The sequence below is a fragment of the uncultured Jatrophihabitans sp. genome, from assembly GCF_964252635.1.
GTDB lineage: Bacteria > Actinomycetota > Actinomycetes > Mycobacteriales > Jatrophihabitantaceae > Jatrophihabitans.
The window spans coordinates 30,882-56,464 of sequence record NZ_CAXUNP010000017.1; the positions used below are offsets into that span (position 1 = coordinate 30,882).

A 25,583-nucleotide genomic window follows, 5' to 3' on the forward strand; every position below is an offset into this window, starting at 1 on the left:
ATCGGACGAGGCCTGGAACTGCGACGCAGCTGGGTCAGCGCGTCTCGCGGTGCTCGGTGTGCTTGCCGCAGTTCGGGCAGAACTTCTGCATCGCCAGCCGGTCGGGGTCGTTACGACGGTTCTTGACGGTGATGTAGTTGCGGTGCTTGCACACCTGGCACGCCAGGGTGATCTTCGGACGAACGTCGGTGGCTGCCACGAGCAGGCCTTTCATTCAGTGATACGTGCACGAGGATGTAGCGAGGGCGGGACTTGAACCCGCGACACAACGATTATGAGCCGTTTGCTCTACCAGCCTGAGCTACCCCGCCTGGTGGAACTGCAACGCGGAACCGGCAATTCCCGGCCCGCGCAGAGCCCCCTTACGGAATCGAACCGTAGACCTTCTCCTTACCATGGAGACGCTCTGCCGACTGAGCTAAGGGGGCCTCGGCGCTACCCTCGCGCCAGCGAGCCAGCCTACACGACCGGCGCGATCGGCCTGCCCGCGGTCCACCTGCTGCGGACATGAGTCAGGCCGCCGAACGGGGGGGTCGGCGGCCTGACGCCAATCAGTATGCAGCACCTACGCCCGGGTGCAAGCAGTACCCCCGCCTTTGCCCGATTTGTCGCAATCTGCGGGACCAACGGCGGGACCAATGGCGAGCACGGACGGCACCAACGCCCCGCGCCGGACGGATCGGCAGCACACCTGCGGCAGCCGGCGAGCGCCGGGCGCGGAACGTACGAGGCCCCGGCTCGCAAGCCGGGGCCGGGACGTGAACTGGTGGCGGGTGTTGGGTTTGAACCAACGTAGGCTGAGCCGGCGGTTTTACAGACCGCTCCCTTTGACCACTCGGGCAACCCGCCGCGGTAGAGCATGAACAGTGGATCTGTCGTACTGGGTGGAACTGGGGTGTAACAGCCACAGAGACTACCCGAGCGCCGCCCCGGGCCGAACAACAGGAGGTCGCAACGTCATGGCCGATCCGTCCTTCGACGTCGTCAGCAAGGTCGACCGCCAGGAGGTCGACAACGCGCTCAACCAGGCCGCCAAGGAACTGGCCCAGCGTTTCGACTTCCGGGGTGTCAACGCCTCGATCGAGTGGGCCGGCGAGCTCGGCGTCACGATCAAGGCCGACACCGAGGAGCGCGTCCGGGCGGCCCTGGACGTCTTCAAGGAGAAGTTGGTCAAGCGCTCGATCTCGATGAAGGCCTTCGACGCCGGCGACCCGCACTCCTCGGGCAAGGGCTACGCGATCACCGGCACGCTGCGCCAGGGCATCGACAAGGACAACGCCCGCAAGATCGTCAAGCTGATCAAGGACGACGGGCCCAAGGGTGTGCAGGCCGCGATCCAGGACGACCAGGTCCGGGTGTCGGGCAAGAAGAAGGACGCCCTACAGGACGTGCAGGCGCTGCTGCGCGAGGCCAACTTCGACTTCCCCGTCCAGTTCGCCAACTACCGCTGAGCGCAGTTCGCCAACTACCGCTGAACGCGGTTCGTCGACCGCCGGGCAACCGGTCAGGCGGCGACGGCGTCGGCGGCCGCCCGGGCCAGCCGGCGCGAGGCCCGCTGGTGGCGCACGCCGTCGACGCTGAGCACGACCAGCGCCACCCACACCAGGCAGAAGCCGATGAGCTCGGTGACCGGCACGTGCTCGTGCCGGATGCCGACGCCCACCGCGAACTGCAGCACCGGGGCGAGGTACTGCAGCAACCCGATCGTCGACAGCGGCAGGCGACGGGTGCCGGCCGCGAACAGCAGCAGCGGCACGGCGGTGATCAGGCCCGTGCCGGCGAGCAGGAACGACGTCGGGACGCGGCTGCCGAACACCAGGTCGCCCTGGCCGGCGATGACGCCGACCGCGATCAGGGCGGGGACGAGCTGCACCCCGGTCTCAACGGCCATCGACTCGACGGCCCCGGCGTGCGCCTGCTTCTTGCAGAACCCGTACAGCCCGAAGGAGAACGCGAGCACGAGTGCGATCCAGGGCAGCCGGCCGTAGTCGACGGTGATGACGGCGACCGCGACGACGCCGATCGCGACCGCCGTCCACTGCGCCGGACGCAGCCGTTCCCGCAGGAACAGGACCGCCAGCACGATGGTGATCAGCGGGTTGATGAAGTAGCCGAGGCTGGTCTCCACGACGTGGCCGCTGTTGACGCCGTAGATGTAGGTGCCCCAGTTGACGCTGACCAGCACGGCGGCCGCGGCCAGCAGGCCGAACTGGCGCCGGTCGCGCAGGATGGCCCGGACCCCGGCCCCGTTGCGGCCGACGCCGACGACGACGGCCATCACGACCAGCGAGAAGATCATCCGCATGGCGAGGATCTCGATCGTCCCGGCGGGCTCGAGCAGCGGGAAGTACAGCGGGAAGATGCCCCACAGGATGTAGGCGGACGCGCCGTAGATCAGGCCACGCCGCTCGTCCTCCACCCGGCCAGCGTACGAACCGCGCGGCATGCGGTGCCGGGCCGCTCTCGCGCCTGCCGGGCCGCTTCCACCCCATCCGGACATTAAGCCCAAGATTTAACAGAAATTAAAGCTCCAAGTAGTGACCGAAAGACCCTCGTGTGTCACTGTCGGTGCATGTATTCGACGCGGACTTCCCCCGAGTGGCGCGACGACATGCCGAGGACCTTCAGCCCCGACCTGCCGGCCCACGTCCCGACCATCCGTCACCGGCGTCGCCGGTCGACCATGACCACGCTGCTGCAGGCAGCACTGCACCATCGCCTGACCAGACACGCCTGAGTCGGCACGGCGTAATCGGCCCGCCTGAGTCAGCCCGCCTGAGTCAGCACCGGTAGGGCGGGTTCGAGCGGCTCAGCGCTGGTAGCGCGGGTCCGAGCGGGCCATCTGCTCCAGCCGGGCGATCCGCTTGTCCATCGGCGGGTGCGTCGAGAACAGCGAGCGGATGTTGCCGAACGGGTTGGCGATCATCATGTGCGACGCGGTCTGCAGCCGCGGCGTCTTCACCAGCGGGACGGCCGCCGTGCCCGCCTCGAGCTTGCGCAGGGCCGAGGCCAGGGCCAGCGGGTCGTTGGACAGCTCCGCGCCGCTCTGATCGGCCTGGTACTCCCGGGACCGGGAGATCGACAGCTGGATGATCGACGCCGCCAGCGGGCCGAGGAACAGCATCAGCAGCTCGACGAACGGGTTGCGATCGCGGTCGCCACCCCCGCCGAAGAAGATCGCGAAGTTGGCGATCATCGTGATGCCCGCCCCGAAGGCGCCGGCCACGGAGGAGATGAGGATGTCGCGGTTGTAGACGTGGCTGAGCTCGTGGCCGAGCACCGCCCGCAGCTCGCGCTCGTCGAGGATCTGCAGGATCCCGGCGGTGGCGCAGACGGCGGCGTGCCGCGGGTTGCGGCCGGTGGCGAAGGCGTTGGGCTGGGCGGTCGGCGAGACGTAGAGCCGCGGCATGGGCTGGCGCGCGGAGTTCGCGAGCTCACCGACGATCCGGTACATCGCCGGCTGCTCGACCTCGCTGACCGGCCGCGCCCCCATGGAGCGCAGGGCGATCTTGTCGGAGTTGAAGTAGCTGTAGGCGTTGATGCCCAGGGCCAGGAGCAGTCCGATGACCAAGCCGTTGCGACCGCCGAGCGCCCCGCCGACGACGACGAGCAGCCCCCCGAGCAACCCGAACAGCACGGCCGTCTTCAGGCCGTTCTGGAAGCGATGCATGTCGGTGAAACGCGCGAGGTACCCGTCCGCGTTCCCTGCGCGTCCGCCGGATGAGAAGCTCGGGAAATGAGCGCGACCGACCACCTTGTCTTCGAGAACCGCCGCTACGCGGAGACCTTCCCGGGCCCCCGGCCCCTCAAGCCCAAGCTGCGGCTGGCGGTCGTCAGCTGCATGGACTCGCGGCTGGACCTGTTCGGCGCGTTCGGTCTCGCCATCGGTGACGCGCACCTGCTGCGCAACGCAGGAGGCCTGCTCACCGACGACATGTTGCGGTCGCTGGCCATCAGCCAGCGCAACCTGGGGACGCGCGAGATCGCGATCGTGCACCACACCAACTGCGGCATGGACCGCTTCGACGACGAGGCGTTCCGGTCAGGTCTCGCGGACGAGACCGGCGAGCGCCCGGAGTGGGACGTCCCGGGTTTCACCGATGTCCAGGAGCAGGCCAGACGCTCGCTGGCGAGGGCACGCACCTGTGCGTGGCTCCCGCACCGGGACTCCGTCCGGGCCTTCGTGTTCGACGTCGAGACGGGACTGCTCGCCGAGGCGAGTTGACCCGTCGTCGGGTCAGGCGGGTCGAGCGTCAGGCGACGTCTTCCTGCCAGCGGAAGGACGCCATGAGGCGCTCGACGCGGTGGTCCAGCTCGTCCTCGCAGTCGGCCTCGACCACGAACTCGGCGAGCAGGGCCAGGCGCTGGGTGCCCGGTGCGGGCATGACGTAGCGGCGGGTGCCCGGCTCGGGGTCGACGTCGAGGAGCTGGTGGGCGACCGAGCCCGGCGCGACCGCGCGGGTGTCCAGGTCGTCCTCGTCCTCGATGATGCCGACGGTGAGCGCACCGGTGGCCTCGCGGATGTCCTCCTCGACGACCATGGTGCTGAGCACGGCCAGCAGAGGCGCGCCCTCGGCCTCGTCCGGCAGGCCGGCCTCGTCGGGGCTGACCACCATCCAGTCACGGCAGTCCATCTCGAATGCCGGAAGAACCAGGTCGGCCATGGCGGACTCCTTCGGGGGGCTGTCGAGCGTGGCTGGGGTGTACCCCGCAACCAGGGGTCGATCACGACGCGGACCATTCGGACAAGGCCTTACGTCCCGGGTGAACCCGCCCATCATCCCGATTTCTCAGCGTCTGTGCCGACCGCGGGAGTGGCACGAACCTGCCTGGCAGTGACGCGCCACACGACACAACCGGACAAACCTGTAAGTAGACTGACGTGGTTGCGATGCCGCTTCCTGATAAGCATTGATCGCGACCCGCGAACTCGATGCCCGGAGGCAGTGCACAGCATGGCCAAGAACGTCGAACAGCTCGACCAGGTCGTCATTCGCATCGCCGGGGACTCGGGTGACGGCATGCAGCTGACGGGTGACCGGTTCACCCAGGAGACCGCGGTGTTCGGCAACGACCTGGCGACGTTCCCGAACTTCCCGGCCGAGATCCGTGCGCCGCAGGGCACGCTGGCCGGTGTCTCGTCCTTCCAGGTGCACTTCGCCGACCACGACATCCTCACCCCGGGCGACCGGCCGGATGTGCTGGTGGCGATGAACCCGGCCGCGCTCAAGGCGAACCTGGGCGACATGCCCAAGGGCGGCACCCTGATCGTCGACACCCGCGACTTCACGACCCGCGCGCTGGCCCGGGTGGGTTGGTCAAGCAATCCGCTCGAGGACGGCACGCTGGACGGGTTCCAGGTGCATGCGGTCGACCTGACGCAGCTGACACTGGATGCCCTGGAGGGCAGCGAGCTGTCGCGCAAGGACGCCGGGCGCAGCAAGAACATGTTCGCCCTGGGGCTGCTGAGCTGGATGTACTCGCGCCCGACCGAGGGCACGTTGAACTTCGTGCGGACCAAGTTCGCGACCAAGCCCGACATCGCCGAGGCCAACGTCGCGGCGTTCAAGGCCGGCTACAACTTCGGGGAGACGACGGAGGCGTTCGGCGTCTCCTACGAGGTCAAGCCGGCCCGCGTCGAGCCGGGCACCTACCGCAACATCAGCGGCAACCTGGCCCTGGCCTACGGGCTGGTCGCGGCGGGTCAGCGCAGCGGGCTGCCGGTGTTCCTGGGCGCCTACCCGATCACCCCGGCCAGCGACATCCTGCACGAGCTGTCCAAGCACAAGCGCTTCGGCGTGCGCACCTTCCAGGCCGAGGACGAGATCGCCGGCATCGGCGCGGCGCTCGGTGCGGCCTTCGGCGGGGCGCTGGCCATCACCACGTCCTCCGGCCCGGGCATCGCGCTCAAGGGCGAGACCATCGGGCTGGCGGTGAGCCTGGAGCTGCCGCTGATCGTGTGCGACATCCAGCGCGGCGGCCCGTCCACCGGGCTGCCGACCAAGACCGAGCAGTCGGACCTGATGCAGGCCATGTACGGGCGCAACGGCGAGGCGCCGGTCCCGATCGTCGCGCCGCGCTCCCCCGGCGACTGCTTCGACGCCGCCCTCGAGGCCGCGCGGATCGCGCTGACCTACCGCACCCCGGTGTTCCTGCTCTCCGACGGCTACCTCGCCAACGGCTCCGAGCCGTGGGTGGTGCCGTCCGTCGACGACCTGCCCGACCTGCACGTCGAGTTCCAGACCGAGCGCAACGGTGACCCCGAGGCCAACGGCGGCGAGGGCGAGTACCTGCCCTACCTGCGTGACGTCGAGACCCTCGCCCGGCCGTGGGCGGTGCCGGGCACCCCGGGGCTGGAACACCGCATCGGCGGCATCGAGAAGGCCGACCGCACCGGCAACATCAGCTACGACCCGGACAACCACGACTTCATGACCCGCACCCGCCAGGCCAAGGTCGACGGCATCGCCCGGTCGCTGCCGCCGATGGAGGTCGAGGACCCGTCCGGTGACGCGCGGGTGCTCGTGCTGGGCTGGGGCTCCACCTACGGCCCGATCGGCGCCGCGTGCCGCCAGGTGCGGGCCGCCGGCGCGTCGATCGCCCAGGCCCACCTGCGTCACCTGAACCCGTTCCCCGACGACCTGGGCGAAATCCTCGCCCGCTACGACAAGGTCGTCATCCCCGAGATGAACCTCGGGCAACTGGCCACCCTCATCCGCGCCCGCTACCTGATCGACGCGATCAGCGTGACCCAGGTGCGAGGGTTGCCGTTCAAGGCCGACGAGCTGGCCGAGATGCTGCTCGCCGCGATTGGAGCCGAATAACCGATGGCAAACGACCTGGGTCTCAAGGCCAAGGACTTCAAGACCGACCAGGAGGTTCGTTGGTGCCCCGGCTGCGGTGACTACGCGATCCTGGCCGCGGTGCAGGGCTTCATGCCCGAGCTCGGGGTCCCCAAGGAGGACATCGTCTTCGTGTCCGGGATCGGCTGCTCGAGCCGGTTCCCGTACTACATGAACACCTACGGGATGCACTCGATCCACGGCCGTGCGCCGGCGATCGCGACGGGCCTGTCGTCCTCGCGGCCCGACCTGTCGGTCTGGGTCGTCACCGGCGACGGCGATGCGCTGTCGATCGGCGGCAACCACCTGATCCACGCTCTGCGCCGCAACGTCAACCTCAAGATCTTGCTGTTCAACAACCGGATCTACGGGCTGACCAAGGGCCAGTACTCACCCGCGTCCGAGCTCGGCAAGATCACCAAGTCCTCGCCGATGGGCTCGATCGACGCGCCGTTCAACCCGGTGTCGGTCGCCCTCGGCGCCGAGGCCACGTTCGTGGCGCGGACCCTGGACTCCGACCGTAAGCACGTGCAGGGTGTGCTGCGCGCAGCCGCCGAGCACGAGGGCACGGCGCTGGTCGAGATCTACCAGAACTGCAACATCTTCAACGATGGCGCGTTCGACGTCCTCAAGGACTCCGAGACCCGCGACGACTGGACGATCCGCATGGAGCACGGCCAGCCGCTGCGGTTCGGGGCCGACGGCTCCAAGGCGGTCGTCCGCGACGAGTACGGCGCGCTGGCCGTCGCCACTGACGTGCCGGCAGGCGCTGTCGAGCTGCAGGACGGGCGGCGGGTGGTGGTGCACGACGCCAACCGGGAGGACCCGAGCTACGCGTTCGCGCTGTCGCGGCTGTCGTCCGGCACGCTCGGTGCGGCTGACGGTGGTGCCTACGCCCCGATGGGCGTCTTCCGCGACGTGTCCCGCCCGGTCTACGACACCATGATGGCCGACCAGCTCGACCAGGCCGCCGCCGCGCAGCCCGGCGACGCCGCGGCGCTGCAGAAGCTCATCGCCGGCGCCGACACCTGGACCGTAACGGCCTGAGCGGTCCCTGGCTGCTGATCCCACCACCGGACGGTCGTCCCTGTGGAACGACCGTCCCCACCTGAGCATTTACGGGTACGGCGAAACGCCGACGCGCGGTCAAGGTGTTGCGCTCGCGCCGGATCTCACCTAATTTTTGCTTCGGGCGATTTAGAAGTGCCAGTTCGACATGTCGTCTCCCTCCACGCTCGACTTCCGGCTTGCTGAGTCGGACATTTGGGTCCCGCGGCGAACGGGACCACTCCATGATGGGCGGTGCGGGGTTGCTAGGGCTAGTACTCAGACGGCGCAATGTCCGTTTGAATCCAGTTTCTCTGTACATGGCGACCGCCGAGGTCGCCGCAGCTGCCCTGGTGGTCCTGGCTCTCGCCGGTCTGAGTATTACCGGCTCGACCGCGCTTCGAGCAACTGTGATCGTCGGATTGAGCATCGCGTACACGGAGCTGTCGCGCCGCCCGGCGACCCTGCGCCGATTCTTGCATGCCGACGGGCCGACCTGGAGCGACCAGACGTCGGTCTGGACGGCCGCCGCGGTCCTGGTGCTGCCGTGGGGGTGGGCGTGCCTGGCCGTCCTGGCCGTGTACGGCCACCGCTGGTACTACACCCGTCTCGACCGCACCGAGCCGTTGTTCCGTTACGCCTTCTCGCTGGCGGCCACGATCATGGCCGCCGGCGCCGCGCATCTCGTCGGCCAGCTGATCCCGGAATCGGCACCCGGTTGGCTGGCCCAGGCCGGGCTGGTCGTCCAGCTGCTGGTCTACACGACGACGGCGCTCGCGGTCGGGCTGACTGCGATGCGGCTCCGGACGCCTTCGGGCACCCCGCGACCCTGGCGCGCGGTCGTGCCGCCGGCCAGCAGCGTCGGCCTTGAACTCGGCGCCCTGACCATCGGCCTCATGTTGGCCCTGCTGGCCACCCACGCTCTGGTGCTGACCCCGCTCGTCCTCGGGCTCACTGCCTTCCTGCAGCGGGCCTGCCTGACGGAGGAGCTGGCCACCGCCGCCCGCACCGATCCGAAGACCGGGTTGCTGAACTCGCGCGGCTGGGCCGCGGTCACGTCTGCGGCAGCTCACGGCACCGGCGCGGTCCTGATCGTCGACATCGACCGGTTCAAGAAGGTCAACGACACCCACGGGCACCTGGTGGGCGACCAGGTGATCCTCGAGGTCACGGCCCGGCTGCGCCGGCAGCTCCGGGAGCAGGACGAGCTGGCGCGCTGGGGCGGCGAGGAGTTCGCCGTCTGGCTCCCCGACGCCGACGCAGCTACGGCCCAGATCATCGCCGAGCGGCTGCGCGCTGCGATCGCCGACGAGCCGATCGACACCGACGCCGGCCCGGTCAGGGTCACCGTCTCGGTCGGTGCCGCCTCGTCCACGGGGCACGACGCCATCGCGCTCGACACGCTGCTGGCCAGTGCCGACGCGGGCGTCTACCGCGCCAAGAACGCCGGCCGAAACAAGGTCGACGTCGCCGCCCACGTCTGACCCAATCGCACCGCCGTCACCTCAGCCCGGCCTCGCGCTGCCGGCTGCACATTTGCCGGCCACGCGCCGTTCACCTCAGCCCACTTCCCTGCGTAGCGAATTCAAGTTAGGCTTTACGCGTATTTCACGGGGGATAGTTCGGACTTGGGAGGGTCCCCGTGCGCGTTGCTTCTGTGGTGATCAGACGATGGTGGTCGCACCGCGGTCAGACACCGCAACGCTGCCCGCAATGGTGAGCTGACCGCAATGGTGAGCTGACCGCGGCCGCTACCGCGCCGGTCGGTGCATCACACGGCCGGCGAGCCGCTCGGTCGCCCTGATCGCCATCGATCGCCCGCTCGACGCGACCTGCGCGGTTGCGACGCGCGTCGTGCGGAGAGCGGCCCGCGGTGCGCTGGCCACGAGCGGCGTCAAGGCGAGATCCTGCTGGTTTGCCTGATCAGTGGCGACGTCGACCTGGGCTGCACCGGCAGCCGGAGCCCCGCCGTCCCAGCTGGTGCTTGAGCCCTGGCACCCCGACGAGTAGCCAACCGGCGCCGTCGTGTCGACCGAGATCGAACCCGCGCCGGACCAGCACACGCGGTACGACCCAGCGGTCAGACCGGGGATCCAATAGCTGCCGTCGTCGCCGGTGCGGACGGTTCCTGCCGTCGCGCCCGTCGCGTCGAAGACGGTCACGGCGACGTCGGTGAGCGGCGCACCGTTCCCGTCTCGTGCCACACCGTCGATGCCGCCCGCTCGCTCAAGGCTTGCGGCCAACGGTGTCGTCGAGTCGACGGTGACCGATACCGGGTCGCCAACGGGGCCCGCGCCATTCCAGGTCGGCACCCCGTTGCACCGGGAGGCGTAGCCGGGGCCGTGCGTCGTCGGTGAGTCGGTGTGGCGCGCGTCGAAGCAGACTCGGTAGCTCCCCGCGGGCAGCCCGCCGACGAGGTAGGCGCCGGAGGAGTCGGTGACCCCGTCCCATTCCAGCGGCCGGCCTGCCGCGTCGGTGGTCGAACCGAAGACGGTCACGCCGACGTTGCCGACCCCGAAGCCATTCGCGTTCGTCACGGTGCCACTGACCGCGCCGGTGTGCGCAAGGTCGAAGTTCAGCGAGTTCAGGCCCGCGGTCAGCGTCACCGGTGCCGCCGGACCGGGAGCGTCCACGACGTCCCACGGGACACCCGAATGGCACTCGGCGTCGTAGCCTGGACCGGACGAGTTCGCGGTGGAGTACTCGCCGTCCACGCAGACGGTGAGCGGGAGCCCGACCGGCAGGCCGGCCATCGAGTACGCACCGTTCGCTGCCGTGGTGTCGGCGGCGACCAGCTCGTTGTTGCTGTCGAACACGTAGACGTCGACGTCGCCCAGCGCGGTCTTGGTGCTGGCGTCGAAGGCCTGGCCGAAGAGTTGCGCGCCCGTGGTCACTGCGTCGCTCACACCCTTGGTGACGACACCGGCCCTGACCTGCACCGTCGTGGGCCGGGTGGACGTACCGACCAGCGCACTGCGATAGCACTGCGGGGCGTAACCGGTGGGGGCGGCCTTGGAGGCCTCGCCGTAGTAGCAGACGACGTAGGTTCCCGGGTTGAGCCCGGACGCGCTGTAGGAACCGGTGGGGCCCACGGGCACGTCGGACTCCTGGGCGGTCGTCGTGGAGAAGACGTCGACCTCGGCCGCGGCCGGCTTGTGGTCGCTGCTCGCGAGCACCGTTCCCGCGATCGCCCCGCCTGCGGTCAGGGCGACGTCCGCGGTGTCGATGACGCCGTTGGCCAACGGCACTCGCCCTCCGATCGGACGTTCGGGGTCGGTGCCCCACGCCGTTGAGGATCCATGACACCCGGAGGCGTACCCGGTCTGCTCGTCACTGTCCGAACCGGTCGCGTCGACACACACGTACGCGCCGACGTTGTTCGGCGCGAGGCCGTCCGTGTTCGTGGCGCCGGACGTGAACGCGTAGGTGCCGTCGAGGTGCGTGGTCGTGTGCGCGATGACGTCCGAATCCGGCACACCGTCCTCGTCGGTATCGGCGACCGGGCGCCCGTTCGGGGCGATGAGGTAGACGGTGACGCCGGCAACCCCGGCTGAGCCCGTACCGGACACGGTCCCCTCGACGGTCGCGCCGGCGGGCGTCGGCATGGTGAGGCCTGCTTCGACCGGCACCGAGTACACGCCGGACCCGTCGCGGACGAACACGTAGTAGTCGTAACTGCGGCCGGGCAGGGCCGTGCCGTCGACGAACAGCCCGCTCGTCGAACCGGTGGTGGAGCCGTCGTGGCTCTGGGTGGCGCCACACGCGTCCGGGTCCGGAGCGGTGACGCCGCTGTCCACCCGGCAGATCCGGACGTCGGTTCCGTGCGGGGCGGTCCAGGTCACCAGGGCGGACGTCGCGCTGTACTTCCGTGCGCCCGCACTTGACACCGCGGCCGGCGGCCCGGTCACGGAGACCGACGCGCCCGACGCGTAGTGCCCGAGGTCGTCGTGGGCGAAGACCCAGTAGGTGTACACGCCTTCGACGGCGATCGTCGGGTCGTGGTAGGTGGTCACCTTCCCCAGCTCGGTGCCGTCCGTCCCCGTCACGACGCAGGACGCCGGGTTCGGGGCGGTGGTCGTCACCCCGTCGGTGCGGCAGACACGGACCCCCGTGAAGCTCGCTGTCGTCGGGTTACGCCACCGCAGCACGGCCGACGGTGCCTTGATCGATTGCGTCAGCTCGCTGACCGCACCGGGCAGCGGCACCGTGGACCCGCGAACGCCGGCCGGCGCCGAGTAATGGCCGTGGCTGTCGCGCACCCAGATGCCTACCGCGTAGGCCATGCCGGGCGTCAGGCCGGCGATGGTGACCGAGGACGCCTTCGATGACAGGGCTGCGCTTTTTCCCGACGTGGGACCTGCAGGCACGACACGGCCCGCGGCGTACCGCACGACGATTCCGCTGATCATCGAGGCGGCCGGGTTCGTCCAGTGCAGCGACAACGAGTTCTCGGTGCTCGTGACGTGGACGGCGTAGACGCCGGCCGGACGGGTGATGACCCGGACAACGGACGCCTTGCTGTACGTCCCGTGCCCGCGGGTCGAGAACAGCGCGAACGAGTAGGTGGTCTCGAGCGCGAGGTGCCGCACCGAGACCGAACGGTGCGGCGTCCGGACGGTGGCGACGGACGTACCCGATCGCGCGGTCCGCGGGGCGGTCCCGCCGCGAGCCATGCGCACGACGGTGGCGGTCGCCTTGGCAGGATTGGTCCAGGCCAGCGCGACAGAACCGTCGGCGACCTGCTTCGCGGTCGCGGAACGCACCGGCGGCAATGCAGTCGAGGCAGTGGCAGACGGGGCGAGGCCCCAGAACCCGGCCAGCGTGAGAGCGCCGGCGGACACCAGGGCAAGCGGGCGGCGTAAGTGCATCACTGTTACTCCAGGGACGGGCCGGGTCACGTTGCGTGCCGCTGGCCTCGGTCGTCCAGGAGCAAGATCAGCTATGTGTGACGACGAATCTTCACTTTCGGCTTACTGCACGTCAAGCGCGAGATGAGGCATTCGCGCGCCTTGTCGCAAAGCCCGTCAAAGTCACTTTCGCGGCCGCCTCCTCGGGGCTCAGACCTGCGTGACGCTGCCGCCGCTTTCGAGATACTGGTCGAGATTCGGTGCGCGGTACTGGAGCAGTTGTTCTCGCCGTAGCGCGGCGCTCGACGCAGCCGACTCGGCATCCGGTGACGAGACGCCGATCGGGCGGCGCCACGGCCGGGTGAGCCGGTAGAAGCTCTTGTAGGACGTGCCGGCCTTGGCCAGCGGGTCGGGCTCGAGCCCGCCGCCGGGGAAGCGTTCGTCCCAGGTTCCGCCCAGCAGCGCGTCGTGGTCGAGGTCCAGGCCGCACTCGCCCGCCCTCGCGGCAAGCCAGGCAAGAGCGATATCGGACAGCCCGTGCCCGGCGTTGCCGCCGCCGACGTCGCAATGCACGCCGGAGAACCAGACCTGCTGCAGGATCTGCCCGGGCGTGGTCGAGGGCGCCCACACGGCCGGCCGGAACGGCCGTCGGCGCTCGTCGATCGCCAGGGCCTGGTAGGCCGCGTCGACGATCGAGCTGAGCGCGACATCATGGAACTGATTGCGCCTGTTCAGCCAGGGGAACCCGTCGAGCGGGATACCGAGGGCGCCGACGGTGTCCCACACCCCGACGAACCGGATGCGTGGCTCGTAGGAGTACGAGGCACGGAACAGCCGGGCCTCGGTGCTGACCGGGTGCGCGCCGCGGCTGCGGTACAGCGCATAGGCGTCCCCGAGCCGGTGCGCGTGCTCGGGGCGCAGGATGCCCGCATTGCGGACGAAGCCGGCCACGCTGCGCGCGGTGAACGCACCGCGACTGAACCCGAAGAAGAACAGCTCGTCGCCCGGCTCGTAGCAGTCGACCAGATAGCGGTAGGCGTCGCGAACGTTGCGGGCCAGACCCAGCCCGAACGCGCCGCCCCGCAACCGCTCGCCGCGGGTCGTGCCCACCCCCGGGTGGTAGTACATGCACTGCCGCATTCCGGACGCGTCCTGCGGACGGACAACGAGAGCCAGCTTGGCAACGTTCGTCGGCGCAGAGACGGTGACCTTCGCACCGCCGCCGGGCGGAGCGGCGCTGGTGACCTGGTCGGGCCGGTTCCACGTGCCGTCGCAACACACCACCAGACGCTTCGGCATCGCACCCTCCTCGGGGGCCATCATGCCGCCCAGGGCCGTCATCGTCGTCCCTCTCGTCACGTCGACACCAGAATGTCGAGCGGACCCACCCGTGACCGGCTTCACGACAGGCCCGTGTGCCGCGTCAGGGCGGGGACACTCGTTGGATGAGCAGGTCGAGAACGCGCCGGATGTCGCACGTGCCCGTTCTCGCCACCCGCATCGCTGCGGCGGTCGCCATCGTGGTGCTGGCCGTCACCGCGCTCGTCGCGTGGGGTCGCCAGCACGACGGGGGTACGGCGCCGCCGCGGGTGGCCGGCGCCTCGCCGTCCACCGACAGCCAATGGGTCACCAAGTCGGGGTCGTCGCTGCGGCTGGCCGGGGCGCCGTGGCGCTTCACCGGCGTCAACATGTACTGGCTGGGGCTTGACGACAACGTTCGCGACGCGCACGGACCGACCTACCCGACCCACGCGGCGGTGGACAGCGGCCTGGACTCCGCGGTCGCGCTGGGCTCGCGCGTGGTGCGGGCGACGACGCTGGGGGTGAGCGTCGGCTCGCCGCGCAGCGTCGAGCCGTCCCTGGGCCACATCAATCAGGCCGCGTTCGACTCGATCGACTACGCGGTGTCGGCGGCCCGGCAGCGTGGCCTGCGGTTGATGATCCCGCTCACCGACCAGTGGCAGTACTACGAGGGCGGCAAGCACACCTTCACCGCGTGGCGCGGGCACGCCGACCTGCCTGGGCAGACCGTGTCGACCAGCGGCGAGCAGCGTCAGATCGAGTCCGCGTTCTACACCGACCCCACCGTCATCGCGGACTTCCACCGCTACATCTCGGTGCTGCTCGACCACAAGAACCCACTGACCGGGCTCCGCCTCGGCGACGACCCCACGATCGCCGTCTGGGAAACCGGCAACGAGCTGTGGGACGCCCCGCCGGCCTGGACCGAACAGACCGCGGCGTTCATCAAGACCAAGGCGCCGCACGCGCTCGTCGCCGACGGCAGCGTCGCCTCGGGCGCGCAGGTCGACGGAAACGCTCGCGCCGACCTGCCGCACGTCGACATCATCGACGCGCACTACTACCCACGGCAGGTGGACAAGGCCCGCTCGGACGCGAAGCTTGCCACCGACAACGGCAAGGTCTTCGTCGTCGGCGAGTACCCGCTGAGCGGGTCCGGACTCACGGACTGGATGTCGGGCCTGGCGGCCAATCCCTCCGTGAGCGGCGACCTGGCCTGGTCGCTGCTGCCGCGCGGTGCGGCGGGGGAACCCGAACCGCACGCCGACGGCTACACCTTCCACTACCCGGGTGCCAACGACGCCGAGAAGGCCCAGGACCGCGCGGTCATCGTGCACGCCCGGGCGATGAACGCAGGATGAGCCGCCCTCGTGGGTAAGTCACTCGAATCATGACGCGCGCACCCGGGCCGGAGGCCGGCCCACAATCGGTGTGTGTCGTCGGCTCCAGCTTTCACTTCATGAGCGGCATCAGCACGCACACCTGCATGCTGGCCAACGCGCTCGCCGACGGCCGGCACCGCACCAGCGCGCTGCTCATGCGCAAGCTGATCCCGCGGCGGCTGTATCCGGGGCGCGACCGCGTCGGCGCCCAGCTCACCACCCTGCGGTACCGCAACGACGTCTCGGTGTTCGACGGCGTCGACTACTACTGGGTGCCCAGCATCATCCGCGCGATCCGGTTCCTGCGGCGCGAGCGACCGGACGTGCTGCTGATGCAGTGGTGGTCGGGCACGGTGCTGCACACGTTCCTGCTGCTGGCCGCGCTGGCCCGGCTCAGCGGTGCCCGAGTGGTCATCGAGTTCCACGAGACTCTCGACACCGCCGAGTCCGCCATGCCGGCGTTCGACCGCTACGTCAGTACCGGTAGCCGCCCGCTGATCGCCATGACGTCTGCAGCCGTCGTGCACTCCACCGGCGACGTCGACGCGGTGCGGCAGCGCTTCCCCGGCCTGCGCAACAAACCCGTCGTCGCCGTCCCGATGGGGCCACAGGAGATCACCACCGACGCCCGTCGATGGCAGGCTGAACGGCCGCAGCACGACGGTGTGTTCTCGCTGCTCTACTTCGGCACCATCCGCCCGTACAAGGGCCTGGAGAATCTCATCCGCGCGTTCGACGCGCTGACCGATGAGCAGGCGGCCCGGTTCCGGCTCACCGTCGTCGGCGAGACGTGGCAGGGCTGGGACCTGCCGGCCACCCTCATCGCCGAGTCACCGCACCGCGATCGGATCGACTTCGTCAACACCTACGTCACGGACGAGCAGGTGGCCGGGTACTTCCGCGACGCGGACGCCGTGGTGCTGCCCTACCTGCGCTCGTCCGGCAGCGGACCGCTGCACATGGCGATGAGTCAGGGCGTCCCGGTGGCGGTCACTGCCGTGGGCGGCCTGATCGAATCGGTCGACGGCTACAGCGGGGCCCGGCTCGTCCGGCCCGACGACGTCGCCGACCTGACGGCCGCGCTGCTCGACCTGCCGACCATGCCCGGTCCGCACATCGACCCGCACACGTGGGCTCGCACCACGACCCGCATCGCCGAGCTGTTCTGATGGTCGACGTCCAAGGGACGACGCACGACCCGGACGCCAGGCAACCGTCGGGTCGACGCCCCACCCTGGCAACGGTGTCGCGCGGCGACCCGCTCACGCCGTACCTGCACGCGGCGCTCGCGGCGCGGTACTCGATCACCGCCGACGTCGACGTCGAGCTGACCGGCCTGTCACGGGCCGCGGTCGGCGCGCTGACCGTGCGTCCCACCCGCGACGCGTGGGACGAGAAGTACATGAAGAGCAACGTCGGGGCGCGGCTGCGTACCCGGGCGGCCCGGCGGGGTCTCGCCCCCGTGCTCGACCGGACCGACGTCGTCGTGCAGACGCATGCCCTGTTCCAGGCCGTCACCGACCGCACCGTCCTGTACATCGACTGCACCTATCGTCAGGCCGAGCGCGGCTGGCCCGCGTGGACCCCGCTGCGCGGAGCGTCGAGGGCGCGGTGGCTACGACACGAGACGACGCTGTATCGGCAGGCCGCGCACCTGTTCGCCTTCACCGACGCCGCCCGCAGCTCGCTGGTCGACGACTACGGCGTGCCGGAGGGCCGGGTCACGACCGTGGGCGCAGGGGTGAACTTCTACGCCGAGCCGCACTCGCCGACGCCTTCGGCCGCCGGGCCGCCGACCGTCCTGTTCGTCGGCAAGGACTTCGCCCGCAAGGGTGGCGACGTGCTGCTGCACGCCTTCGCCCGCGTGCGGGCGGTCCGGCCGGACGTGCGGCTGCAGATCGTGGGCTGCGAGCCCGACGGGCCGCTGCCAGACGGCGTCGAGGTGCTCGGTCGGGTGACCGACCGGCAACGCATGGTCGAGCTGTACGCCGGCGCCACGGTGTTCTGCCTGCCGTCACGCTTCGACCCGGCTCCGCTGGTCGTCCTCGAGGCGATGAGCACCGGCCTGCCGTGCGTGCTGTCGCGGGGCGCCGCGGCGCACGTCCACGGCGTGCTCGGCGACGGCGGCGGGTGGCTGGCCGAGGACGGCGACAGTGACCGGCTGGCCGAGGGGATCCTGACCTACGTGCAGAGCCCGGACGCCGCACGCCGGGCCGGTGCGGTCGCGCAGCGGGCTACGGCCGAGCGGTTCCGCTGGAGCGACGTCGTCGAGCGGATGGCGCCCGCGATCGCCGCGATCGCTGCGCGACGCGGGCACTGAGCACCCGGTAGAGCTCGTCCACGCGGGCCGCGGTCTGCGCGGCGCCGTAGCGGTCGGTCAATGCGACGGGGGTGGCGGCGACGTCCCGGCCCGCGGGCAGCAGGTCCTCGACCGCCGCGGCCAGCGCGGCCCGCTCCGCCGCGGCGTCCAGCGTGGGCGAGACGGCGCGGAACCGCTCGGCCGGCAGGTCGAGGTCGTCGAAGGCCGGGCACTGCACGTACACGACGGGCAGCCCGGCCACCGCGGCCTCGACCGCGGCCATCCCAAACGTCTCGTCGCGGGACGGGCTCACGAACACGTCCATCGCGGCCAGCAGCGGACCGACGTCGCTTCGGGCGCCGACGAGGTGCACCGTCGCCGCGACGCCGAGCGCCTCGGTCTGCGCCCGCAGCTCGGCCCGGGCCGGGCCCTCACCGACGACGAGCAGGTGCGCCCCGGCCTGCAGCCGTGGCGCGAGCGCGGCCAGCAGCGGGCCGAAACGTTTGACGGTCTCGAGCCGGCCGACGGCGCCGATGACGACGGCGTCCGGCGCGATGCCGAGCTCGGCCCGCGCGTCACCGCTGCCGCCGCGCAGGGCGACGACGTCGATCGGTGGGTTGATGACGGGCATGGCGTCGGTGCCGGGCACGCCCCAGTCGCGCAGCCGCTGCACGGTGGCCGGTGACACCGCGATCGTCGCCGCGGTGAGCCGGTTCAGCGCCAGGTACAGGCGTCGCAGCCGTTCGGTCTTCGGCCGGTTCTCGATGGTGTCCTGCATGATCGAATGCTCGGTCGTGAGCACGACGGGCACCCCGGCCAGGTGCGCGGCGGGGATGCCCCAGAGCTGGCCGCTGAGCAGGTGGGTGTGCACGACGTCCGGGTGCAGCGTCCGCAGCAGCCGGGCGAGCCTGGGCACGGCCGTGAGCCGGCCGGCGCCGGCCATGCCGCCGAGCACCCGGACGGGTACGCCGCGCTCGCGCAGACCCTGCTCGACGATCCCGCCCCGGAACAGCGCGATCACGCTGACGTCGTGCTGCGAGTCGCCGGCCAGCAGTTCGACCTGGCGTTCGGCGCCACCGGCGGTCAGCGTGGTGATCACGTGAACGACCCGCAGCCGTCGGCGCTGCGGCGGTGCCGGGGTGACGGCGAGCTGCTCGGCGGTCATGCGCCGGGCCGTCGGGCCTCGGCGCGGTAGACCTCGGAGAGTTGCCGCGCGCATGCGTCCCAGGTCGGGAAGTCCGTGGCGGCCAGGTTGTCGCCGCGCGGGCCGCGCATGGCCGTGGCGACCGCAGCCGCGACCTGCCCGGCGCCGGCCGTGATCGGCAGGCCCGTCACCAGCCCGTCCTCGACGAGGTCGCCGATACCGGCGACGTCGAACCCGACGACCGGCACGCCGAGCGTCAGGCCCTCCATGACGGCGACGGGGTGCGCCTCGTAGTCCGACAGCGCGGCCAGCACCTGCGCGCCGGCCAGCTCACGGGCCATGGCGCCGCGGTCGCGCGGGTCGACCTGGCGGATCTGGACGTGCTCGGCCACACCGCAGCGGTCGGCGAGCGCGCGCAGCTCGCCCTCGTACGGGCCGCCGCCGAGGATGACGAGGTGGGCGTCCGGGTCGCTCTGGCGGAGCAGGGGCAGGGCCTCGATGACCCGGTGGTGGCCCTTGTAGCGCTCGAGGCGGCCGCTGGACACGATGCGTCCGGGCACCGGGGACACCGGCTCGGTCAGCTCGGGCAGCGAACCGCCGTTGCGGATGACCGTGAAGTGCGACGCGTCGATGCCCGTGGCCTGCTCGAAGCGGGTGCGCTCGTAACGGCTCACCGCGATCAGCCGGCGGGCCCGGCGCAGCAACGGGGTCAGCGCCCGCCACTGGGTGTCGCGGATCGCCGTCCGGCTGGGCGCGGAGTGGCCGCCGGTGTGGAAGGTCAGCACGTAGGGCACGCCGGCCCGTGCGGCGGCGGCCATGCCGACGATGGGCACGAAGGTGTGCACGCCCTGGAAGTGCACGAGGTCCCAGTCCCCGCGCGTGATCACCCGGGCGATGCCGGGCGCAAGGTAGTAGTCGCGGCTCTGCGGATAGGCGCGGCGGCGCACGATGTCGAAGCCCTCGTCGGCCCGCTCGGTGCGCGGCAGGCGGCCGCTGCGGTCGGTGGCGAGCACGGTCAGCTCGAGGTCGGGTTCATGCACCATGCGGGTGGTGACCTCGTGTACGTGGCTCTCGGTGCCGCCGAGGTCGGGGAAGTATCGCGGTGCTACCTCGAGCACGCGCAGCGGCGCGGTCACTGGCGTGCCGTCGCGGGGTCGATCACGAGTGACCGGGTCGAGCGGCTCGTACCCACCGCGACCAGCTCGACGGTGACCCGCCGGTCGCTGGCCGGGAACCGGTAGGCGATCTCCCGCCCCGCCTGCAGCCGGAACGGGTCGGAGCGGTTCAGCTCCGTCGCCCCCTGCGTGACGACGATTCGGTACGGGCTGCTGTCTCGGACGGCTTCGACGTGCACCGCCACGGACCCGGCGCTCTGCTCGGCCAGCGACAGCTGCACCGGCGGCCGGTTCGACAGGTTGGTCGCGTGCACGGCGATGACGAGCGCGACGACCGTGACGCCGGCCGCGGCGGCGACCCAGGGGCCCTGACGCAGCAGCGTCGACGTCGGCACAACGAACGCCGGCTCACCGGACGGGGTGGTGCGTGCGCCCCAGGCGACAGCAAGCAGGCCGAGCACGCCGGCGCCGATGCCCCAGGACACCCGGGTGAGCCCGGGCGGGAACAGGTCGAGCACCAGGCCGAGCAGGACGAGCCCGGCCAGGGTGCCGGCCACGCCGATCACGGCGGCGTCGAGGCGGCCGCGACCGCGGCGACGTACGGCGGTGCCGAGGACGGCCAGCACACCTGCAGCGGCGAGGACGGCCCGCACCGCGGTCGGGGCGTCGAGGACGGCGGCGACCGACGCCTCGACGACGAGCGCCGCGCGCAGCACGGGGTCGACGACGCGCCGGTCGGTCAGGGCGCGTCGGGTGGTGGACAGGTCAGGCAGCATGGAGCGCTCGCACGTCGTAGATGACAAGGGGGCCGTTCGCGTACACCCGGGTCACGCCGGGGACGTGCGCGAGCTTGGTCAGCGCCGCCACGGACACCGGGCGGGTGCGGTTCTCGCCGCCGTACTCGCCGGACTCGACATAGACCTGCTGGTTCGGCAGGTTGGTCGAGTCCCGCAGGTCGACGATCACGTAGTCGATGTCGGCCCGGCGGATGAGCGCGCGGTCGGTCGCGGTGAACGTCGGGGCAAGCAGGACGCGGGAGGCGTCGATGTCGTCGCCGACGTGCGTCACGGTGTGCTGGCCGCCGACCGCCGCCGCGAGCAGGCCGGCGTCGCGGTCGGCGTAGACCCGGCTGCCGGGCGGCAGGTGCGCGTGCTCCCAGCGGGCCGCAGCGAGGTTGGCCGCGTCGATGCTGCGCGCGTCGGCCGACACCAGGAACGGTCCGGGCAACTGGGCGACGGTCGCACCGGCGCCCAGCACCACGCCGCCGACGAACACGACGCCGAGCAGCCCGCACGTCAGCGGCGCGGCCCACCGCGCTGCGGCCAGCCGCGAGCGGAACGCCGGCCCGAGGGCGATGACCACGCCGACCCCGACGAACAGGAACCCGGAGGCGCGGTCGGTGACCTCGCCGGTGCCCGGGGTCAGGTGCCCGACAGGGATCACCGGGTAGGCCAGCGCGACCAGGCCGAACAGGGCGAGCAGGGCGCGTCCGCGGCGGAGCCAAGACCGAACGACCGGGATGCCGGCCAGCACGACCACGAAGACGATGAGGATCGACAGCACGGTGGCGACGCGCTCCCAGGGCGGGCTGGTGACCCCGCCGGAGCTGGTGAACAGCTGGTGCGACTGCTCGCCGTCCAACCGCGCCTGGATGCTCGTCACCGAGCTGGTGCCGATGGAGTCGAGGTAGCCCAGGACGGGGTTGCCCGGAAGCGCCGCCCACCCGATCACGAACAACACCCCGAGCGCGGTCATGACCATCAGGTCACGCAGCGAGCGGGGACCTGCCTCGCGCGCGCGTCGACGGCCGAGCGTCGCGTCGACGAGCAGCCAGGCCGCGAACGCCAGGACGAGCAGCATCGCGGTCAGGTGGTGGCTGACAGCCACGACCAGGAGCAACGCGACGGGCAGCAGGTCGACCCGCCACCAGGGCGACGTGTCCGACCGGGAGCGCCGGACCGCGAACGCGTACACCGTCACGACCGCCAACGGCAGCGCGAACGACTGGTAGGAGAACTGGGCGTTGAAGAAGATGGCCTGCGGGTTGGCGGCGTACACGACGCTGGCGACGCACGCCGCGCGCAGCGACCCGGTGACCCGGCGGACGACGCCGATCAGGGCCAGAGTCAGCACCAGCCGCGAGAGCATCAGCACGACGACGGCCGACGTGTGCCCGGACAGCCCGGTCAGCGACTGGACGGCGTCGGTCGCGATCTCCATGCCCGGGTAGCGAGGGCTGACGGGCAGCAGGGAGTTCGTGCCGAACAGGTGGTGCGTCCGGTTGATCGATCGCAGCGTCGCGGCGTGGATGAACTCGTCGTGGAAGACAAACAGCGTGGGGTACAGCACGACGCGGCTCGCCTGCAGCACGACGGGCAGTGCGACGGCGAGGATCAGCCGTTCGGTGCGCCCCGTGCGAGGGGCGACGATGCGGGCGGTCGGCGGCAGGAAGATCAGCAGCAGCCCGAGCCAGAACAGCCATTGCGTTCCGGGGCCGAGGTCGTCGGCGCGGCTGCGCCCGACGCTCCAGGCGCCGAGCAGCAGCCCTACGCTCATGGCGAGCAGGGTCGGGCCGGTCAGGTTGAGCGGCGCGCGGTGGGCGGCGCGCTGCTCGGCGTGAGGACGCACGACCGCGGTCGACGTCGCCGGGCCGGCGTGCAGGGCGGTCACGACGCGACCCCCACGGCGCGCTGGTCGTGCGGCACGGGCAGGGGGCGACGGTGCCGCGGGCCGGGTCGCGGGCGCCGGTGGAGCGCCGGGGGTGGCGGCGGGTCGACGGGCGCCGGCGCGCGCGCCGCCCGCAGGATCGGCCCGGTGAGCAGGACGGCCTCGACGGCCAGGGCGCCGACCCAGAAGGAGCAGAGCCCGACGGTGCCGCCGACTTTCGCGCCGATGACCGCGGCGACGAGCTCGAAGACCGCCCCGAGCAGCGCGATGACCGCGGCGTTGCCGGTGCGGTTCTGCGTGCGGCGCAGGGCGACGAAGTGGTCCTTGATGACGAAGGGCAGCCCGGCGAGCACGAGCACTCGCAGGGTGGTCAGCGCCTCGACGGAGTAGGAGTGCCCGAACGCCGACAGCACGGTCGGGCCGAGGGGCCACAGCACGGCGTCGGCGACCAGGCTCGCGGCGATGCCGAACGGGATGGTGAACCGCATCCGCTGGGCCAGCTCGCGCTCACGTCCCTGGGCCGAGGCGAACAGGGCGATGGTGATGCTGAACGGGAGGACGAACACGAACCCGGCGATGCTGCGCGCGGTCGAGAAATAGCCGTTGGCCTCGGCGGACAGCACCGCGGCGACGACGACCGACAGCAGCAGCATCGGGGCCTGCAGCATGAGGTTCAGGGCGTGGTGGCTGGCGGCCGAGCGGGCCAGGCGGCGCAGCAGGCCGAGGTCGACGAGGCGGCGGCCGACGGCGCGGGCCGTCACGACCGAGGTCCGCACACGCGTGCGCATGGCCACGAGCCCGAGCGACACCAGGTTGCCGAGCGTCCAGGACAGGAAGATGTCCATGCCGCTGCGGCGTCCGGCGTAGACGAGCCCGATCAAGATGACGATCTTGGCGACGCTGGCCAGCGTATTCCGCTCGAGCTGCACCCGGCTCAGCCCCACGACGAGCACGGCCTGGTCGAGCACCATGCACAGGCCGGTGATGCCCGTGCCGATCGCGAAGTCGACGACGTTGAATGGCGTGGCGATGCTGGACAGGTCCGTCAGGCCGAGCGACCCGACGCCGATGGCGACGAGCGCGCCGAACACGGTGCTGGCGACCCCGGCCACGACGAGCGCGGTGCGCACGAGCAGCCGACGGGTCGCCGGGTCGGTGCGCGGGATCTCGGCGATCAGCAGGGTGCCGAGCCCGAGCATGCCGAAGCTGCCGAGCAGCAGCATCAGCGACGTGGCCGCGCCCGCGACACCGACCGCGGTGACGCTGGTCAGCCGGGCCGCGACGGCCCAGTAGAGCAGGCCGAGGATCCCCGTGACGGCCTGCGTGCCGACCAGCGCGGCGCTGATGCCGGCGACGTGCCGGACGCCGCCCTTGAGCGAGAACCGCCCACCTCGCGGCGCAGAGACCGGCGCAGCAGCAGGCCGCGTCGGTCTCGGTGCAGGACGCAGCGCCGAGCTGTCGGCCGTCATGACGGCCGCACCCACTCCTGTGTCAGGGGCCTGCGTCACGCGCTTTCGGGCAGCTCGCGCCCGACGTCCGACCGCGCGGTCCGCTCGTCGCCCGCGGCGACGGACGGGGCGGCAGCGCGGGCGCGGTGCCGGCGACGCTCGGTCACGATGGTCTTGAGAACTCGGAAACCGTCGCTGACCGCGTTGAGGTTGCTCTCGCCGTGGATGCGCAGGCGTTCGACGCTGCCGACCTCCTGGACCGTCAAGCCCGCGGAGGCGATCCGGCAGTTGATCACGGTCTCGATCTCGAACCCGTCGCCCCAGATCATCCGCTCGGCGTTGACCGAGCCGAACGCGTGGTTGGGCAGCTCAAGGGTGTGCCGGATGTCGGTCCAGAACGCGTTGTAGCCGTAGCAGAGGTCGGTGTAGCGGGTGCGCATCATCAGGTTGGCGATGATGTTGAGCATCCGGTTGCCGAGCGACCGGAAGCGGGTGATGTCGTGACTGCCACCGCCCTCGACGAAGCGGCTGCCTTTGGCGAAGTCGGCGCCGTCGGTCAGGGCCTCGACGAACGCGGGGATTTCGCCGGCGTCGGCCGACCCGTCGGCGTCGAACATGACCACGACGTCGCCGGTGGCTGCGGCGAACCCGCAGGCCAGGGCATTGCCCTTGCCGCGCCTGGTCTGCGTCAGCACCCGGATGGAGGGCATGAGGTCGCGGGCCGTCGCGACGGTGTCGTCGCTGGAGCGGCCGTCGACGAGGATGACCTCGTGGACCTCGGGGAGTTCGGGAAGCACGACTTCGAGGTTGCGCGCTTCGTTCTTGGCCGGAATCACGATCGTGACCCTTGGCTGGGCAGGTCGGTGCGTTTCAAGGCGTGACAACGTATCCCCTGGTTGGTTGGTCACTGGTGCTCTGCTGCGGCCGGACGCGCTGGTTGGATCCTGGCCGTGCGGGTGCGGACGTTGTTCGTCCGGCTCAAGATTTCCCGACTCTTACCGTTCGGGCAAAACGAGCATGGGGTTCCCTGGAGAGCGCTGTGGATTGCGATCACACCGGTGCGCCATGCGCTGTTCATTCCGATGTAGCGGTTAAGACGTGCGTCTCACAGAGGCCGACCCCGCCCGGTGGTCACGTTGTGCTGCGCACCCGTCGGTAACTACAGTTGGGCCCACTAACACGCTTGTGGGTCGGTACACAACGAGGCGGGCAGCCAGGGTGGACGCGAAGCAGTGCCGGTGCGGTCATTCCCGCACCGCGCACGAGCACTATCGGCCCGGGTCCGAGTGCTCGCTCTGCGCGCCCGACGAGTGCGGCCGCTTCCGCCCGAATCGGTCGCTGACCTCCAGCTTCTCGGTGATCTTGAACAGGTTGCGGCCGCAACGACATGTCAACGGAGCGCCCGGCGCGGTGCTGCGCATTCGGTCGGACGATCACCCGACGGACGGGCCGGACGCCGGCGGCGACCCCTCGGTGGCGCGCGAGGCGTG

At 70.9% G+C, this 25,583-nt stretch carries 20 protein-coding genes and 3 tRNA genes; 8 read left to right on the top strand and 15 right to left on the bottom strand.

Annotated elements, in window-relative coordinates; genetic code table 11:
- Positions 1–34 precede the first annotated feature (34 nt).
- The 4 genes from rpmG to ACFFCA_RS10015 all read right to left on the bottom strand — a co-directional run bounded on the left by rpmG (position 35) and on the right by ACFFCA_RS10015 (position 849).
- Positions 35–214 (bottom strand): 50S ribosomal protein L33, encoded by a 180-nt coding sequence (gene rpmG / locus ACFFCA_RS10000; protein ID WP_375484294.1) that lies wholly within the window; start codon positions 212–214, stop codon positions 35–37.
- A gap of 23 nt (positions 215–237) precedes the next feature.
- Positions 238–311, bottom strand: a tRNA-Met gene (locus ACFFCA_RS10005).
- A 44-nt stretch (positions 312–355) separates the two neighbouring features.
- Positions 356–428: transfer RNA gene (locus ACFFCA_RS10010), tRNA-Thr, on the bottom strand.
- A 336-nt stretch (positions 429–764) separates the two neighbouring features.
- Positions 765–849 (bottom strand) — tRNA-Tyr (locus tag ACFFCA_RS10015).
- A gap of 110 nt (positions 850–959) precedes the next feature.
- Here ACFFCA_RS10015 and ACFFCA_RS10020 point away from each other — a divergent pair.
- Entirely contained in the window at positions 960–1,451 is a 492-nt protein-coding gene (locus ACFFCA_RS10020; RefSeq protein ID WP_375484296.1) for a YajQ family cyclic di-GMP-binding protein, read from the top strand.
- Positions 1,452–1,504: 53 nt separating this feature from the next.
- Here the strand turns inward: ACFFCA_RS10020 and rarD are convergent, their stop codons facing one another.
- Positions 1,505–2,419, bottom strand: a complete 915-nt coding sequence (gene rarD, locus ACFFCA_RS10025) for an EamA family transporter RarD (RefSeq protein ID WP_375484298.1) — start codon at positions 2,417–2,419, stop codon at positions 1,505–1,507.
- A 390-nt stretch (positions 2,420–2,809) separates the two neighbouring features.
- Complete coding sequence (gene htpX, locus ACFFCA_RS10030) at positions 2,810–3,670, bottom strand: zinc metalloprotease HtpX (protein WP_375484300.1); 861 nt, start codon at positions 3,668–3,670, stop codon at positions 2,810–2,812.
- Positions 3,671–3,736: 66 nt separating this feature from the next.
- Between htpX and ACFFCA_RS10035 the strand changes: the two genes are divergently transcribed.
- The gene (locus ACFFCA_RS10035) at positions 3,737–4,225 is read left to right on the top strand and encodes a beta-class carbonic anhydrase (protein ID WP_375484302.1); all 489 of its coding nucleotides are present in this window, start codon (positions 3,737–3,739) and stop codon (positions 4,223–4,225) included.
- A gap of 28 nt (positions 4,226–4,253) precedes the next feature.
- On the opposite strand, the gene ACFFCA_RS10040 is transcribed toward ACFFCA_RS10035, so the two are convergent.
- On the bottom strand, positions 4,254–4,664 hold the full coding sequence (locus ACFFCA_RS10040) for a hypothetical protein (protein ID WP_375484304.1): 411 nt from the start codon (positions 4,662–4,664) through the stop codon (positions 4,254–4,256).
- Between the two features lie 291 nt (positions 4,665–4,955).
- Here ACFFCA_RS10040 and ACFFCA_RS10045 point away from each other — a divergent pair, with 291 nt between their 5' ends.
- From ACFFCA_RS10045 to ACFFCA_RS10055, 3 genes are all read left to right on the top strand, one after another.
- Positions 4,956–6,824, top strand: coding sequence for a 2-oxoacid:acceptor oxidoreductase subunit alpha (locus tag ACFFCA_RS10045; RefSeq protein ID WP_375484306.1), 1,869 nt, complete (start codon positions 4,956–4,958; stop codon positions 6,822–6,824).
- A 3-nt stretch (positions 6,825–6,827) separates the two neighbouring features.
- Positions 6,828–7,889, top strand: coding sequence for a 2-oxoacid:ferredoxin oxidoreductase subunit beta (locus ACFFCA_RS10050; protein WP_375484308.1), 1,062 nt, complete (start codon positions 6,828–6,830; stop codon positions 7,887–7,889).
- Positions 7,890–8,209: 320 nt separating this feature from the next.
- Positions 8,210–9,373: a GGDEF domain-containing protein gene (locus ACFFCA_RS10055; protein WP_375484310.1), complete on the top strand. Its 1,164-nt coding sequence runs from the start codon at positions 8,210–8,212 to the stop codon at positions 9,371–9,373.
- A gap of 267 nt (positions 9,374–9,640) precedes the next feature.
- On the opposite strand, the gene ACFFCA_RS10060 is transcribed toward ACFFCA_RS10055, so the two are convergent.
- Both ACFFCA_RS10060 and ACFFCA_RS10065 read right to left on the bottom strand, forming a co-directional pair.
- Positions 9,641–12,757: a carboxypeptidase regulatory-like domain-containing protein gene (locus ACFFCA_RS10060; protein ID WP_375484323.1), complete on the bottom strand. Its 3,117-nt coding sequence runs from the start codon at positions 12,755–12,757 to the stop codon at positions 9,641–9,643.
- Between the two features lie 189 nt (positions 12,758–12,946).
- Entirely contained in the window at positions 12,947–14,095 is a 1,149-nt protein-coding gene (locus ACFFCA_RS10065; RefSeq protein WP_375484331.1) for a DUF2235 domain-containing protein, read from the bottom strand.
- 86 nt (positions 14,096–14,181) lie between these two features.
- On the opposite strand from ACFFCA_RS10065, the gene ACFFCA_RS10070 reads away from it, so the two are divergent.
- The 3 genes from ACFFCA_RS10070 to ACFFCA_RS10080 all read left to right on the top strand — a co-directional run bounded on the left by ACFFCA_RS10070 (position 14,182) and on the right by ACFFCA_RS10080 (position 17,740).
- Positions 14,182–15,399, top strand: coding sequence for a hypothetical protein (locus ACFFCA_RS10070; protein WP_375484333.1), 1,218 nt, complete (start codon positions 14,182–14,184; stop codon positions 15,397–15,399).
- 98 nt (positions 15,400–15,497) lie between these two features.
- Complete coding sequence (locus ACFFCA_RS10075) at positions 15,498–16,589, top strand: glycosyltransferase (protein ID WP_375484335.1); 1,092 nt, start codon at positions 15,498–15,500, stop codon at positions 16,587–16,589.
- Positions 16,589–17,740 (top strand): glycosyltransferase family 4 protein, encoded by a 1,152-nt coding sequence (locus tag ACFFCA_RS10080; protein ID WP_375484337.1) that lies wholly within the window; start codon positions 16,589–16,591, stop codon positions 17,738–17,740. The genes ACFFCA_RS10075 and ACFFCA_RS10080 overlap by 1 nt, the downstream gene beginning before the upstream one ends.
- On the opposite strand, the gene ACFFCA_RS10085 is transcribed toward ACFFCA_RS10080, so the two are convergent.
- The 6 genes from ACFFCA_RS10085 to ACFFCA_RS10110 are packed head-to-tail and all read right to left on the bottom strand — an operon-like array spanning position 17,655 to position 24,977.
- A complete protein-coding gene (locus tag ACFFCA_RS10085) occupies positions 17,655–18,884 on the bottom strand; it encodes a glycosyltransferase (RefSeq protein ID WP_375484339.1) in 1,230 nt (409 codons plus the stop codon). The two genes, ACFFCA_RS10080 and ACFFCA_RS10085, sit on opposite strands and share 86 nt — an antisense overlap.
- Positions 18,881–19,999: a glycosyltransferase family 4 protein gene (locus ACFFCA_RS10090; RefSeq protein WP_375484340.1), complete on the bottom strand. Its 1,119-nt coding sequence runs from the start codon at positions 19,997–19,999 to the stop codon at positions 18,881–18,883. The genes ACFFCA_RS10085 and ACFFCA_RS10090 overlap by 4 nt, the downstream gene beginning before the upstream one ends.
- Positions 19,996–20,754, bottom strand: a complete 759-nt coding sequence (locus tag ACFFCA_RS10095; protein ID WP_375484342.1) for a hypothetical protein — start codon at positions 20,752–20,754, stop codon at positions 19,996–19,998. Before ACFFCA_RS10095 ends, ACFFCA_RS10090 begins: the two co-directional genes overlap by 4 nt.
- Entirely contained in the window at positions 20,744–22,648 is a 1,905-nt protein-coding gene (locus ACFFCA_RS10100; RefSeq protein ID WP_375484344.1) for a hypothetical protein, read from the bottom strand. The genes ACFFCA_RS10095 and ACFFCA_RS10100 overlap by 11 nt, the downstream gene beginning before the upstream one ends.
- The gene (locus ACFFCA_RS10105) at positions 22,645–24,114 is read right to left on the bottom strand and encodes a lipopolysaccharide biosynthesis protein (RefSeq protein WP_375484345.1); all 1,470 of its coding nucleotides are present in this window, start codon (positions 24,112–24,114) and stop codon (positions 22,645–22,647) included. Before ACFFCA_RS10105 ends, ACFFCA_RS10100 begins: the two co-directional genes overlap by 4 nt.
- Before the next feature lie 35 nt (positions 24,115–24,149).
- Positions 24,150–24,977, bottom strand: coding sequence for a glycosyltransferase family 2 protein (locus ACFFCA_RS10110; protein WP_375484347.1), 828 nt, complete (start codon positions 24,975–24,977; stop codon positions 24,150–24,152).
- Positions 24,978–25,583: the final 606 nt, after the last annotated feature.

Coding starts and splice junctions, on each gene's coding strand:
- rpmG (WP_375484294.1), bottom strand. CDS start 214: ATGAAAGGCCTGCTCGTGGCAGCCACCGACGTTCGTCCGAAGATCACC.
- ACFFCA_RS10020 (WP_375484296.1), top strand. CDS start 960: ATGGCCGATCCGTCCTTCGACGTCGTCAGCAAGGTCGACCGCCAGGAG.
- htpX (WP_375484300.1), bottom strand. CDS start 3,670: ATGCATCGCTTCCAGAACGGCCTGAAGACGGCCGTGCTGTTCGGGTTG.
- ACFFCA_RS10035 (WP_375484302.1), top strand. CDS start 3,737: ATGAGCGCGACCGACCACCTTGTCTTCGAGAACCGCCGCTACGCGGAG.
- ACFFCA_RS10040 (WP_375484304.1), bottom strand. CDS start 4,664: ATGGCCGACCTGGTTCTTCCGGCATTCGAGATGGACTGCCGTGACTGG.
- ACFFCA_RS10045 (WP_375484306.1), top strand. CDS start 4,956: ATGGCCAAGAACGTCGAACAGCTCGACCAGGTCGTCATTCGCATCGCC.
- ACFFCA_RS10050 (WP_375484308.1), top strand. CDS start 6,828: ATGGCAAACGACCTGGGTCTCAAGGCCAAGGACTTCAAGACCGACCAG.
- ACFFCA_RS10055 (WP_375484310.1), top strand. CDS start 8,210: ATGGCGACCGCCGAGGTCGCCGCAGCTGCCCTGGTGGTCCTGGCTCTC.
- ACFFCA_RS10060 (WP_375484323.1), bottom strand. CDS start 12,757: ATGCACTTACGCCGCCCGCTTGCCCTGGTGTCCGCCGGCGCTCTCACG.
- ACFFCA_RS10070 (WP_375484333.1), top strand. CDS start 14,182: ATGAGCAGGTCGAGAACGCGCCGGATGTCGCACGTGCCCGTTCTCGCC.
- ACFFCA_RS10075 (WP_375484335.1), top strand. CDS start 15,498: ATGAGCGGCATCAGCACGCACACCTGCATGCTGGCCAACGCGCTCGCC.
- ACFFCA_RS10080 (WP_375484337.1), top strand. CDS start 16,589: ATGGTCGACGTCCAAGGGACGACGCACGACCCGGACGCCAGGCAACCG.
- ACFFCA_RS10085 (WP_375484339.1), bottom strand. CDS start 18,884: ATGACCGCCGAGCAGCTCGCCGTCACCCCGGCACCGCCGCAGCGCCGA.
- ACFFCA_RS10095 (WP_375484342.1), bottom strand. CDS start 20,754: ATGCTGCCTGACCTGTCCACCACCCGACGCGCCCTGACCGACCGGCGC.
- ACFFCA_RS10105 (WP_375484345.1), bottom strand. CDS start 24,114: ATGACGGCCGACAGCTCGGCGCTGCGTCCTGCACCGAGACCGACGCGG.